The organism is Streptomyces sp. MA5143a, assembly GCF_900290235.1.
Lineage (GTDB): Bacteria > Actinomycetota > Actinomycetes > Streptomycetales > Streptomycetaceae > Streptomyces.
This window is the reverse complement of record NZ_OLMK01000029.1, coordinates 27,661-40,441: the sequence shown is the minus strand read 5'-3', so window position 1 is coordinate 40,441 and position 12,781 is coordinate 27,661. Positions and strand designations below refer to the sequence as shown.

Genomic DNA, 12,781 nt, shown 5'->3' with positions numbered 1-12,781 from the left:
TGGAGTGTTTTCGGGGTTTCGGTAGGAGTGCGTCCCGTCGTTGATCCGGACCCCCTCCACCGACCTCCAGTGGGCAGGCGCCCGGCCGGCGGCCACCAGGCCGGCCCGACCATCCATGAGCGCGGCCAGGATGGCAGCCCGCGGCCGAACAGGTACGGGCGGTGCGGGGCAAAACGGCTGCCCCGTGAGGGAAATCGCGGGACACTACGGGACATCCGCACCGAACCCCGAAATGAGGTGAGCCGGGGGTGCGTACACCCGTAAGTGACCCCATGAAGATCGGCCCGTACAAGATCGTGGGCCGGCTCGGCTCCGGAGGGATGGGCTGGGTCTATCTCGGTCGGTCGCCCGCCGGCCGCGAGGTCGCGGTCAAGGTCGCCCGACCGGAACTCGCCGCGGAACCCGAGTTCCGTGAACGTTTCGCGCGGGAGGTCGCCGCCGCCCGCGTGGTCAGCGGCGCGTACACCGCCGCCGTCGTCGACGCGGACCCCGACGCCGAACTGCCCTGGCTGGCCACCCTGTACGTCCCCGGCCCCTCCCTCGCCGAGGCGGTCCGCGCGGACGGGCCCCTCCCCGAGGCCCAGGTGCGCCCCCTCGGCGCCGGGCTCGTCGAGGCACTCCAGGCCATCCACGCCGCCAAGGTCGTCCACCGCGACCTCAAGCCCGCGAACGTCCTGCTGGCGAGCGACGGCCCCCGCGTCATCGACTTCGGCATCTCCCGTGTGGACGGTGCCCCCGCGCTGACCCGCGTCGGTGTCGTCGTCGGCACACCGCCGTTCATGTCGCCGGAGCAGATACGCGGCGCCGCGGTCGGGCCGCCGAGTGACGTCTTCTCCCTGGGTGGCGTGCTCGTGTACGCGCTCACCGGGCGTCCCCCGCACGGCGGCGGGGAAGGGGTGCGGGTCGAGGTCGTACGCGGGAAGCCGCGGCTCGACGGTGTACCGGAAGGGCTGCGGCCCCTCATCGCGCGCTGCCTGGCCAAGCGGCCCGAGCAGCGCCCACAACTCGCGGAGATCCTGGCGGAGTTGGTCATGGAGCAGCCCACGGTGGCCGCCTGGCCGCCGCCCCAGGTCGCCCGGACCATCGAGGTGCGGTACGAGGAGCTGAAGGAACGTCACCTGCGGCGCACCACCAGCGAGTCCGTGCCCTCCTGTCTGCTGCTGCACGCCCAGGCACTGCTCGACGCCGGGTTGACCGATGCCATGGTCGCCGAGGCGGTGGTCCGTGACGGTGCCTGACTCCTACCCGAACCGCGACTCCTACCCCGGCCCCGGCCGGGATTCGTACCCCGGCCGGGACTCCTACTCCGGTCGCGAGTCGTATGCGGGGCCTCCCGAGATCTACGACCTCGGGACGCACTGGCGGCACCTCGTGCAGAACTGGGTGGCGCGGCGGAATTACCACACGGTCCACGACACCGTGTCCGTCTCCCTGCAATTCGATCTCCGCGAGGCGGGGCGGACGGTCACCGTCAGATTCATGACGACCAAGAAACTCCTCGTCGCGTTCGCCACGGACGGGCATTTCCTGCGGCAGGACCAACTCGCCATCGCCGCCGCCGCTTCGAACGCGTGGAATACCGAGCAATTGAACCCCATGCTGTCCGTGTGGGACGTACGGGGACCGCGTCCGTGTCTCGCCGGGGTCTGTGATCTTCCGCTGACGTGTCGTATCACCCAGGCCGACTTCGATGCCTTGGCCAATGATTGGGTGGAACGCGCGCGGCAGATGTTCAGTCGTTGTCACCAGGTGTTCAAGTTGTAGAAGCGAAACGCAAGGCGATCGACAATTGCCGGAAGTCGCCCGGTGGAATTCATCAAACCCTTCCGGCCACCCTGGTGCCTGCTCCAGTATGGGACGGGTCTTTCAGGGCCGCGGGGGCGTGCCTTTCAGGCCACGGGGGGTTGGTGCGATGGGTGCCGTCAGGCGTTTTTTCTCTCTGGGCGTCCTCATGGGGTTGTCGGTCGCTCTGGTGCCGGTGATGTCACCGGTCGCCGCGGCCGATCCCTGCGGCGACAGCTTCGCCGACAAGGTGACGTGCGGAGGCGCGGTGATCCCCCGGGGCGCCGTCGTCATCACGCTCGAAGCCCCGCTGAAGTTCGAAAAGCTCAGCCAACAGGAGCATGAGAGCCTCAAGAAGCTGTACGAGGACACCAACCCGCTGGTCGTACAGGTACCCGAGGGCATATCGACCGGCGAGGGCGGCACCGCCCTGCTCCTCATGGCCGAAGGCCGTCTCGTCCACCCCGATACCACTATCGACCCGCTGCGGCCGGAAGCGCGGGACGAGCTGCGGAACGCCGGGGTCTGTCGCGACGACAACGACCTGTGCGAAACCGTCAAGAACAAGCTCACCGGCAAGCAGTTCATCGACAAGGGGCTCGCCGCCGACCCCGCGACCCATGTCTTCACCGTCGAGGGCGTGACCACCGACCCGGCCACCACCTCCGGCAACCCCCACGACAAGGACAACAAGAACGGCCGGGGCGACGACGGCAAGGGCGGCAAGGGCGACACCGCGCAGGCCGGCGGTGGGGGCACCGAGCCCGCCGGGGACAGCACCTCCTGGGCCGCTCTCTGGATGGGACTGCTGCTCGTGCTGCTGCTTCTCGCCTTCGCCGTCGTGATCCGCCGCTCGCGCGGCCCCGTCGCCGTGGGGCATCGCACGGGCTCCGGACGGCTCGCCGCCATGCCACCGGGAGGCGGCGCGCGTCGCCGTGAGCGCGGTGAGCCGCGGCCCGCCGACGGGCGCTCGCCCACCCACGGCGCCGCACGCGGCGGCGACGGACGCGGCGGCGACGGACGCGCCCCCGTCCAGGCCGCACACGACGGCGACGAGAGCACCACCCGGCTGCGCGTCGCACCCACCGCGCGCCACGGACGCCAGGTGAGCGCCCGCCCCGCCCACACCCGTACCGCCGTCGTCCGCACCGAACTGCACCCGCAGGGCTACGTCGAACTCGACCGGGTGCTCTACCGGGCGGTGTGGGCCGAGGCGGGGCGGCCGCCGCCCGCGCCCGGCGGGCCCGTCGACGTCGCCGAGGCACCCGAACGCGACTCCGACGTCCTGTACGCCTTCCCGCCGACCGCCGCCCGCCACGCCAAGGGCACCCCCCGCTGAGGCCCGACATCCGAGCCCCACACCCACGCCTCACACCCACGCCTCACCCGCACACGTACCGCGCACGAAACGGAAACACCAGGGGGACCAGCGATGCACAGCGAATACCCGCCCACCCTGCCGGCGGAGTACGCCGACATCGAGTTCGAGAACAACGCCCAGCGCATGCCGCTCGTGCTGTGCCTCGACACATCCAGTTCCATGGCGGGCGCGCCGATCCAGGCGCTGAACAACGCGCTCGCCGAGTGGACCCGCGAACTCCACGACGACGTCAGCCTCAGCTACAGCGTGGAGGTCGCCGTCGTCACCTTCGGCGGCCAGGGCGTCGGCGCCTGGCGCGGACCCCAACTGCTCGACCCACGCACCCGCATGAGCCCCTTCATCCCCGCGCACGCCTTCCAGGCACCGCAGCTGACGGCCGCCGGCGTCACCCTGATGACCGAGGCGCTGGAGCTGTCCATGCACATCGTCGCGGCCCGCAAGGCGGAACTGCGGGCCTCCGGACTCCAGTACTACCGGCCGCAGATCTGCCTCGTCACGGACGGGCTGCCCACCGACCCGACCGGTCATCTCACCGACTCCTGGCAACGGCTCATACCCGTCCTCGCCGAGGAGCAGCGGTCCCGCCGGTTCCGGCTGTACGCCATCGGGGTGGGCGGCATCACGGACCGCGGGGAGCAGGTGCTCCAGGCGTTCGCACCCAAGTTCAACGCCCGGTTGCAGGGGTTCCCGTTCCGGGAGCTGCTCCAGATGATGTCCGCCAGCGCCAACGCCGAGCAGAAGGGGGCGGGGGACGAGGTGTTCGAGAAGATCTTCAGCCAGTTCAAGACGCAGCGCCCGGCCTGGGAGGCGTGACGTGACCGTCCCGTCGTGGCGCATCCACGGGCTCAGCGTCGAGGGCTACCGGCACCGGCGGCAGGGCCTGCCCTGCCAGGACGCCTGCGGCTGGATCGTCACCTCCGCCGTCTCGGTCCTCGCCGTCGCCGACGGCGCCGGGAGCCGGCCACGCTCGGAGGAGGGCTCCCGGCTGGCGGTGAAACTGGCCGCCGAGCACTTCGCGCGGCGGGCCGGCGCGGCCGTGGAGGTGCAGCCCGGCGAGGCCGTGCACGAGCTGCTGCGGGACGCGTTGCAGGACGTCAGCGACGACTTCCTGGACCGTACGGGCAGTGACGCGCCCGACTTCGCCACCACCCTCACCGTGGTCGTGTTGGCGCCCGGCTGGCTGGGGCACCTGACCGTCGGGGACGGGTTCGTCGTCCTGCGGGCCGGGACCGAGGACGGGGAGCGGCAGTTCCATCTGCTGCCGCAGGCGGCGGCGGTCAGCGAGTACAGCAACGAGACGGTGTTCCTGACCTCGCCGGACGCGGCGCGCTGGACGCACACCGAGTGCCTCTCCGACGACGGGATCGACGGGGTGCTGCTCTCCACGGACGGCCTCGCGCAGGCCATGCTCAACCGGTCGGCGAGCGGCGCCCAGTCCCCGAACGCGTCCTTCGCCGACGCCGTCTTCCGCTCCCTCGACACCGCGCCGGACGACGCCGACGGCAAGCTCGCCGCCCTCCTGCGCTCCGACCGCCTCACCGCCCTGAACGCCGACGACAAAACCCTGCTGCGAGCCGTCCGCACGAGCCGCGGATGACAGCGGCAACCGGCCGGCCCCGACGGGCCGGCGACCCGGACAACCACCCACGGCGGTCCGGCCGGTCGGCGTCGGCGCGGCGCGCGGGACGGGCGGCGCCGGGGCCGCAGCCGACGCCGGTCCGCCCCAGAGAGCACTCGGAGGTACGGCCATGAGCGGCCGCAGGGTCTTCCTCGACGGCAAGGCGGTCACGCTCGCCGAGCAGCCCCTCAAAGGGGGCGGACAGGCGGCCGTGTTCCCCGTGGAGGGCGACGCGGGGATCGTCGTCAAGATCTACCGGGATCCGCCGGGCCCCGACCAGGAGCGGCGGCTGGCCCGCATGCTCACCATGTCCCCGCTGGCCGCCCGCCCCACCGACGCCAACCAGCCGCCCGAACTGGCCTGGCCGACGGCCATGGCACGCGGCACGAACGGCGAGTTCCTCGGGTACGCGATGCGCCGCTTCGGCGAACCCCAGCACGTGCAGCTCGTCGGCCTGTTCACCCGCGTCCAGCGGCTGAAGCTGTTCCCGGACCGGGCCGACTGGCGGTTCCTGCTCGGCGTCGCCTGGAACCTCGCGTTCATGACGGCCCGCATGCACCACGACAACCTCGTCATCGGCGACTTCTCCAGCAGCAACGTCGTCGTCGACGGCAACGGCTTCGTCACCTTCCTCGACTGCGACTCCATCGCCTTCACCGACCCGGCCACCGGCGAGCTGTTCCCCTGCCTGATGCACACCACCGACTACTCGGCCCCCGAACGGCAGGCAGGCGGCCCCGCCACCCGGCAGAGCGACGACTTCGCCCTCGCCGTCCTCGTCTACCAGCTGCTCACCGCGGGCAACCACCCCTTCGGCGGCGTCCCCCACGAGAGCACCTCCGAGTCGACCGTCAAGGACAACATCGCCGCGAGCATCTCGTACGTCGTCCGCCCCGAGATGGTCATCACCCCGCGCGGCACCGTCGACCCCTCCGTCCTGCCGCCCGAACTCCTCACCCTCGCCAGGACCGCCTTCGGCCCCGGCGTCCAGACCCCCACCGCCCGGCCCCCGGCCGAGGCGTGGCTGCGCGCCCTCGACAAGGAACGCGGGCAGGTGCGGTCGTGCACGGTACGGCCCCTGCACACCTACGGCTCCCATCTGCCGACGTGCCCCTGGTGCACCCGGGTCTCCGTGACCGGGCACGACGTGTTCAACGGGCCCCGGCCGGCCCCGGTCCCGGGAACGCCGCCCACGCCGGACCAGACCCCGTCCCCGTACGCCGGCCTGAAGGTGCTGGGCGTGGTGATCGCGGTGGTGCTGCTGATCGTGATCCTGACCAACATCGGCTGAGCGGGGACGCCCGGGCCCGGGGCTCAACCCGAGCGGTCCTCCAGGTACCGGGTGTGCGACTCCTGCCGCCGGGCCTCCGTGTCGCGCAGCGCCGCCGCCAGCCGTTCCAACTCGTCGTGCAGCAGGGCCAGCTGGCGTTCCAGATGGCGCTCGGGGGGCTCCGTGCCCGGCGTCAGACGGGTCCACCAGCGGGTGCGGACGTAGGTGTCGACGGCCTCGGGCACGTCCTGCCGCACCGCCCGGGACAGCGTGTGGACGCCCTCCGGGTCCTGGCCGAGGATCTCGGCGACCCAGCCGGGGTCGAGGAGCGCCGTCAGCAGCTCCGTCAGCTCGGTGAGGCGTCCGGCGGCCGCGGGCGGCAGCTCGATGTCGGCGAGGTACTCGCCGAGCCGGTCGAAGTCGGCGCGGACCTCGTCGAGCTGGGCGGACGGGTCCGGGAAGTCCGGCACCGGCGGGCGCTCCGGCGGGGCGAGCAGCGCGCCCGCGCCGTACAGACCGGCGACCACGACCGGCCAGTACGGGCCCGCCAGCCCCGCGAAGGTCAGTCCGAGGCCCGCCACCCCGAGGGCGCCGCCGGTGAGGTTCTTGCGGGACTCGACATACGCCATGAACCTACTGGTAGCCACGGATCTCCTCGAAGGCGCCGTCCAGCGAGCCCTGCTGGGCGTCGAACAGGCGGCCGCCGGTCAGGTCGGCGATGTGCTCCAGTTCGTCCTTGTCGGAGTCGCCGAAGAGGATCGGGAAGACGGGGACGCGCCGCTCGGCGGCGGGCAGCCCCTGGTAGAAGGCGTCGAAGTCCGCCGGGCTCGCGCCCTCGGTGTTCTCGCCGTCCGTCATCAGCACGATCGAGGTGAACGTGTCCCGGTCGGCGGCGCCGAGGTGCTCGTACGCCTTGCGCAGCGAGGTGTAGATGGCGGTGTCACCGGAGGCGGAGAGCCCGCGGGTGTCGGCGCGGATGCCGTCGAGGCCCGCCTTCGGGTCCGACGGCCGGACCACATGGGTCCGCACACTCTTGACCCCCGACCCGAACGGCATCAGCGTGACCTCCTCCCGGTCCCGGAAGTCCCCGGTCAGCTCGGTGAGGGCCTCCTTCAGCCGGTCCAGGCGGTCGCCCTCCATGGAGCCGGAGGTGTCGAGGACGTACACGGTCCTCGACGGGCGGCGCAGCTCGTTCTCGTAAGCGTCGAGCAGTCCGTCGGCGACGGAACGGCTGCCGGGGAAGGGGAGTTCACGGCGCCGGGTGGTGTCGAGGCCGGCGGCCGGGCGGACCGAGGGGACGACCGGGCGGCGCAGGGTCTTCTCGCTGATCAGCCGCTGGGTGTCCGGGGCGCGCAGGGCGTCGGTGAGGCGGCGTACGTCGTCGCGGACGTCCTTGCCGGTCGACGCGAGGGAGGAGAGCGGGTAGTCGGCGGTGACGACCCCGTCGCGCGGGCGGATCACCGTCAGGTCCTTCCGCGACTTCAGCACCGACTCGTAGTTGAGCAGCGCGTCGACGTCACCGCGCCGGTCGTAGGCGGCCGCGAGCCAGCCCGACGAGCCCGACGTCAGCTTCTGCCCCTGGAAGAACTCCTTCAGCCGGGGCGTCGCCCGCGCCACGTCCGCGTCGGTGAGCGCGGACTGCGCGTCGGACAGCCCGGAGGCCACCGAGACGAGCGTGGAGAACCCGGAGTTGGAGCGGGCCGGGTCCGTCATGCCGTAGGTGAGGTCGCCGTCCGCGACGGCCTTCTCGATGTCCGACCAGGAGACGCCGTCCGGCTTCCAGCCCAGCCTCCGCGCGGTCGCGTCCTTCACACCGATCGCCACCGGGCTGGACATCACCGGCGTCTCGGACACGACCTGCTTCGCCGCGTCCGGCCGCAGCCGCAGATAGTCGTTGGACGACAGCCAGACGGCGTCGTACACGTCCTTCGCCCGGCCCTCGGCGAGCAGTTCCACGGCGTCCAGGGTGCCCATGTAGGTGGGGCGCACCCTGATGCCTGTGTCCTTCTCGACCCGCTCCAGCACGGGCTTCATGTCGGCGAGTTCGCTGGAGGCGAGGACGCGCAGGGTGCCGGGGACGTAGGTGTCCGGGTCGGAGGGGGTGTCGGTGGCGGTGCTGCATCCGGCCGCCGCCAGGGCCAGCGCGAGGGCCGCGGCGGTCCCCCGGGAGGCCGAGAGGGTCCGTCTCATACGAGACCACCCCCCTCGAGGGCGCCCTGCGCGCGGCTGCGCTCCAAGTAGCTCCCGGCGTACTGGAGTTCGGCCGTCAGGGACTCCACCGTCGCCGCCATCGTCTCCGTGGCCTGCGCCTTGTACGTGTCGATGGTGTCGAGGGTGCGGTAGATCTGCTGGAAGGCCGAGCGGAGTGTCTCCGCGCCGACGGCCGGGTCGGCGGCGATGCGCTGGATCTCGTCGCTCTGGGTGGCGAGCATCTCGGCGTTGCCGCGGATGAGGTCCTCGGTGGTGCCGCGCAACGCGTTGACCTGGTCGACGACCTTGCGCTGCGTGTCGAGGGCGGAGGCCAGCATCACGGAGATGCGCAGCGCCGAGACCGTGGTCGTGGCGGCCCGGTCGACGCCCTTGATCAGTTCCTCGTTGTTGCGGCGGACGACGTCCATGGCCAGATAGCCCTGGGCGCAGACGGCCAGCTGGGTGAGCAGGTCCTGGTGCTTCTGCCGGACCGGGAAGAGGACGTCGGCGCGCAGGGTGTCGGCCTGCTGCGGGTCGGCGGCGGCGATGTGTGCCTCGACGGCCGTGTCCAGGGCCTCGGTCAGGACCACGTACTCCTGGAGCTTGCCCATGGTCTCCCACAGGCGGACCCGCTCCGTCTGCAACGCGGCGCTGTCCCGGCGCAGTTCGTCCTGTCCGCCGCGCAGCGACCCCACGATGCGGTTCAGGGTGCCCTGCGCGGTGGCGTACTTGGCGACGTGGTCCCGCAGCCGGTTGCCGCCCGGCAGCCGGGACAGGAACTTGCGGCCCTTGCCGGCGGGCAGGTCGCGCGGGTCCAGGTCCTCGACCACGCGCCGCAGCTCGACGAGCGAGCCGGCGACCTGCGACTGGGCGTCCCCGCCCTTGTCGGGCAGGCTGCGGACGGTCCGTTCCAGCATGCGGTTGGACTGTGCGGCGGCGGTGCGCATCTCGCCCGCGCCGAGCCCCGCGATCTCCCCGACCTTCCCCGCGAACTCCGGCGACCGGGCGTCGAGCGCGGCCAGCGAGCGGACGTAGTCCTCCGCCTTCCTGGCCATGTCCGACCGTACGGACTCCTCGACCGGCACCAGGCCGCCGGCCTTCTCCCGGGGCACGGCGGCGACCGGCTCGGGCGGGGTGAGGGTGAAGCTGTCTTCCGTTGTCATGAGTGGTGTTCCCCCGTGGTTCAGCGGCCCCGCGCCCGGCGCGCCATCTCGTGCAGCACCTCGGAGGTGGGCACGGGCGCCTGCCGGACGGTGAGCCGAGGCGTCAGATAGGTGGTGAGTCCGGCCGTGGCCGCCGTGAACTCCTTCGCCGAGCCCTGCGGCCGGAACCCGTGCCGGGCCGCCAGACGGCGCAACTCCGGGTCCGTGCCGAGCAGTTCTCCGAGGGCGCGGCCCTCGTCGGTGACGGGCACGACGGTGTGGTCGCTGTTGACGGTGGTGTCCGGGTAGAGGACGACCAGGTCGTCGACCTTCTGGCCGTCGGCGAGCAGGGCGGCGACCTGCGACTCGTAGACGAGGACGAGCGGGTTGCCCACCCCGCTGACGAAGTCGCGGAACGCCGCGTCGCTGCTCGGCTGCTGGGCGCCCTGGACGCTGATCAGCTCGTGCAGGAGGGGCGCGGTCCTCTTGATGTCCGCCTCGCTCGCGACGACCCGTCCGTCGTTGGCGACGTTGGAGGCCGCGGCGAGATAGAGGGCCCCGGAGCTGGAGCTGGTCGGGTCGGTCGTGGCGATGTAGAGCAGCCCCGACAACTCCCCGTACGTGTCCGCCCCCTTGAGCTGCTGCCAGGTGCGGTCGGCCTCGGCCGCCTTCAGGTAGGCGTCCATGTCGAGGACGCCGCGGTCCTTGTCCAGCGTGGCCAGCCCGTTGCGGCTCAGCACCTCGGCGGCGCCCCGGTGGGCGACCACGACGAGGGGCGAGTAGAAGGGGCGGGGCAGCGGTTCGCGTACCCGGTACTTCTCGGCCAGTTCGTCGGCGGGGGCCTTGCTGGAGGGGAAGGCGAAGTCGTACCCCTTCAGGTCCAGCCCGTCCATGGCCCAGGAGCCCGATGTCTCCGTCTTCACGGTGTAGCCCTCGGCGGCCAGGGCCTTCACCACCTCCGGGTCGGCGAAGAACTCCGCCTTCTCCGACCCGATCACTCCTCGCACGGTCTTCGTTGCCGTGCTCGTGTCCCCGGTGTCCCGGCCCGCCACGACGGCTGCCACCACGCCGCCGATCAGCAGGACCGCGAGGACGATCCCTGCGATGCGTCTCACACCGGGGAGCGTGCTCCCGGAACCCAACGTTCCCGGGCGGGACGGGTGAACACGAGGTGAAGCCGCCGTCCCGGAACGCAACCGGAACGGGCACCGCCGCTCCGGGGGAGGGGGAGGGTGGCTACGAGGGGGAGGGGTGGGGGCGTGGTGGGGCGCCCGCGCCTCACCGGCCTGTCCCGGTGGTCACCCTCGGGGGGCGGGGAGCGGGGAGGTCCGCGGGCGAGGCCGCCACGGTGTTCGGCGTCGGGCCGGGGGCCGCGAGGCCGGGGCGCCCGCGTCTCACGGGCCCGTCCCGGGGGTCGCCCTTGGGGGTCGGGGAGGTCCGCAGGGGCGAGGCTGCCGCGCGGTGTGCGGCCTGGGGGCGCGTGGCGGGGCGGTCGTGATGCGGGGGCTGGGGCTGGGGCTGCGTGGCGGGGCGGTCACGGGGTTGGGGCCGGAGGCTTGTGGCGCCCGGTCCGCGCGTCGCTGCGGGTGCGCGCGGACCGGGGCCGTCCGGGGGGCCGGGGCTCGGGGTGAGCCGTCGGCCCGGGGTGTGCCGGGCCCTGCGTCAGTGGGAGGCGAGCTCGCGGTCGGCGAGGGGCTCGGCGGCGGCGTGGGCGTCCATGCGCTCGGCGGCCAGGATCGCGGCGGCGGTGTCGGCGCGGGAGGCGGCGACCACGAGGGCGCGCCCGGCGAGGGCGTGGGCGCGCCGGTGGAGCCCGGCGGCATCCCGGTCGCGTCCGCCGGCCGACGCGGAGCAGCGGACGGGCGGAAGCCCGCCGCGCAGCCGGGCCACCTGCTCGGACAGCCGCTCGGCGGCCGTGTCGAGGTCGGCGGTGGGGGCCAGAGCGCGGAGCTCGTCGGTCGTCGCGAGCAGGGCGGCCAGATGGCCGGCGAGCTGGATGTCCAGCTCCTCCTCACGCGAACGGTGCGGGAAGTCGGGCGAGGTCGTCGCGGCCACCGTGTGGACCGACTTGGTGCGGATCGGCTCGTACATGGGATGGCCTCCAAGCTCGCTCTCGGAGAACCAGCCTACATTAGATTCCGTCTAAAGTTGAGCGAGGTCCGGAAGTCTTCCGCGGGAGTGCCTACGGCTGGCCGTAGCCGTCCAGGAAGTTCCCGATCCGGGTGATCGCCGACCTCAGGTCGGCCACGGTCGGCAGGGTCACCACACGGAAGTGATCCGGCTCCGGCCAGTTGAATCCGGTGCCCTGGACGACCATGATCTTCTCCTGGCGGAGCAGGTCGAGGACCATCCGCCGGTCGTCCTTGATCTTGAAGACGTCGGGGTCGAGCCGGGGGAACAGATACAGCGCACCCTTCGGCTTCACGCACGAGACCCCGGGGATCTGGGTCAGCAGGTCGTACGCCACGTCCCGCTGCTCCTTCAGGCGCCCGCCCGGCAGCACCAGATCGTTGATCGTCTGGCGTCCGCTGAGCGCGGCGACCACGCCGTGCTGTCCCGGCATGTTGGCGCACAGTCGCATGTTCGCCAGGATCGTCAGGCCCTCGATGTAGGAGTCGGCGTGGGCGCGCGGGCCGGAGATCGACATCCATCCGACGCGGTAGCCCGCGACCCGGTACGCCTTCGACATGCCGTTGAAGGTCAGCGTCAGCAGGTCCGGCGCCACCGAGGCGGTCGGGGTGTGCGTGGCGCCGTCGTAGAGGATCTTGTCGTAGATCTCGTCGGAGCAGACGAGGAGGTTGTGGCGGCGCGCGATGTCCGTCAGCCCCCGGATCATCGCCTCGTCGTACACCGCGCCCGTCGGGTTGTTGGGGTTGATGATGACGATCGCCTTGGTGCGGTCGGTGACCTTGCGCTCGATGTCCGCGAGGTCCGGCATCCAGTCGGACTGCTCGTCGCAGCGGTAGTGCACCGCCGTGCCGCCGGACAGCGAGACCGCCGCCGTCCACAGCGGGTAGTCCGGGGCCGGTACGAGCACCTCGTCACCGTCGTCCAGCAGGCCCTGCATCGCCATGACGATCAGCTCGGAGACGCCGTTGCCGATGAAGACGTGCTCGACGTCCGTCTCGATACCGAGGGTCTGGTTGTGCATGACGACCGCCCGGCGGGCCGCAAGGAGGCCCTTCGCGTCGCCGTAGCCGTGGGCGGACGACACATTGCGGAGGATGTCCTCCAGGATCTCCGGCGGGCATTCGAAGCCGAAGGCGGCCGGATTGCCCGTGTTCAGCTTGAGGATGCGGTGACCGGCAGCCTCCAGCCGCATCGCCTCCTCGAGCACCGGGCCCCGGATCTCGTAACAGACGTTGGCGAGCTTGGTCGACTGGATCACCTGCATGTCC

General features: G+C 72.0%; 12 protein-coding genes. 6 read left to right on the top strand and 6 right to left on the bottom strand.

Translation table 11 applies throughout. The features are described from left to right. Window positions 1-248 precede the first annotated feature (248 nt). From SMA5143A_RS14930 to SMA5143A_RS14905, 6 genes are all read left to right on the top strand, one after another. Window positions 249-1,238: a serine/threonine-protein kinase gene (locus tag SMA5143A_RS14930; RefSeq protein WP_107463405.1), complete on the top strand. Its 990-nt coding sequence runs from the start codon at window positions 249-251 to the stop codon at window positions 1,236-1,238. Beyond that, window positions 1,225-1,764, top strand: coding sequence for a hypothetical protein (locus SMA5143A_RS14925; protein WP_181361859.1), 540 nt, complete (start codon window positions 1,225-1,227; stop codon window positions 1,762-1,764). Before SMA5143A_RS14930 ends, SMA5143A_RS14925 begins: the two co-directional genes overlap by 14 nt. A gap of 187 nt (window positions 1,765-1,951) precedes the next feature. Next, window positions 1,952-3,121, top strand: a complete 1,170-nt coding sequence (locus SMA5143A_RS14920; RefSeq protein WP_258193533.1) for a hypothetical protein — start codon at window positions 1,952-1,954, stop codon at window positions 3,119-3,121. 93 nt (window positions 3,122-3,214) lie between these two features. After that, on the top strand, window positions 3,215-3,976 hold the full coding sequence (locus SMA5143A_RS14915) for a vWA domain-containing protein (RefSeq protein WP_099967231.1): 762 nt from the start codon (window positions 3,215-3,217) through the stop codon (window positions 3,974-3,976). 1 nt (window position 3,977) lies between these two features. Then, window positions 3,978-4,760: a PP2C family serine/threonine-protein phosphatase gene (locus SMA5143A_RS14910; RefSeq protein WP_107463403.1), complete on the top strand. Its 783-nt coding sequence runs from the start codon at window positions 3,978-3,980 to the stop codon at window positions 4,758-4,760. Window positions 4,761-4,911: 151 nt separating this feature from the next. Continuing rightward, a complete protein-coding gene (locus tag SMA5143A_RS14905; protein WP_107463402.1) occupies window positions 4,912-6,072 on the top strand; it encodes a hypothetical protein in 1,161 nt (386 codons plus the stop codon). A 23-nt stretch (window positions 6,073-6,095) separates the two neighbouring features. Here the strand turns inward: SMA5143A_RS14905 and SMA5143A_RS14900 are convergent, their stop codons facing one another. The 6 genes from SMA5143A_RS14900 to SMA5143A_RS14875 form a co-directional block, all read right to left on the bottom strand. Next, a complete protein-coding gene (locus SMA5143A_RS14900; RefSeq protein ID WP_107463401.1) occupies window positions 6,096-6,680 on the bottom strand; it encodes a hypothetical protein in 585 nt (194 codons plus the stop codon). 4 nt (window positions 6,681-6,684) lie between these two features. Next, on the bottom strand, window positions 6,685-8,241 hold the full coding sequence (locus tag SMA5143A_RS14895) for a substrate-binding and vWA domain-containing protein (protein WP_107463400.1): 1,557 nt from the start codon (window positions 8,239-8,241) through the stop codon (window positions 6,685-6,687). Beyond that, on the bottom strand, window positions 8,238-9,404 hold the full coding sequence (locus SMA5143A_RS14890; protein WP_107463399.1) for a toxic anion resistance protein: 1,167 nt from the start codon (window positions 9,402-9,404) through the stop codon (window positions 8,238-8,240). The genes SMA5143A_RS14895 and SMA5143A_RS14890 overlap by 4 nt, the downstream gene beginning before the upstream one ends. A gap of 20 nt (window positions 9,405-9,424) precedes the next feature. Then, window positions 9,425-10,498 carry a substrate-binding domain-containing protein gene (locus SMA5143A_RS14885; protein WP_107463398.1) on the bottom strand — a complete coding sequence of 358 codons (1,074 nt, stop codon included), beginning with the start codon at window positions 10,496-10,498 and terminating at the stop codon, window positions 9,425-9,427. A 547-nt stretch (window positions 10,499-11,045) separates the two neighbouring features. Then, window positions 11,046-11,474, bottom strand: coding sequence for an SCO4983 family protein (locus tag SMA5143A_RS14880; RefSeq protein ID WP_107463397.1), 429 nt, complete (start codon window positions 11,472-11,474; stop codon window positions 11,046-11,048). 91 nt (window positions 11,475-11,565) lie between these two features. Beyond that, a complete protein-coding gene (locus SMA5143A_RS14875) occupies window positions 11,566-12,777 on the bottom strand; it encodes a pyridoxal phosphate-dependent aminotransferase (RefSeq protein ID WP_107463396.1) in 1,212 nt (403 codons plus the stop codon). Between the last annotated feature and the right edge of the window lie 4 nt (window positions 12,778-12,781).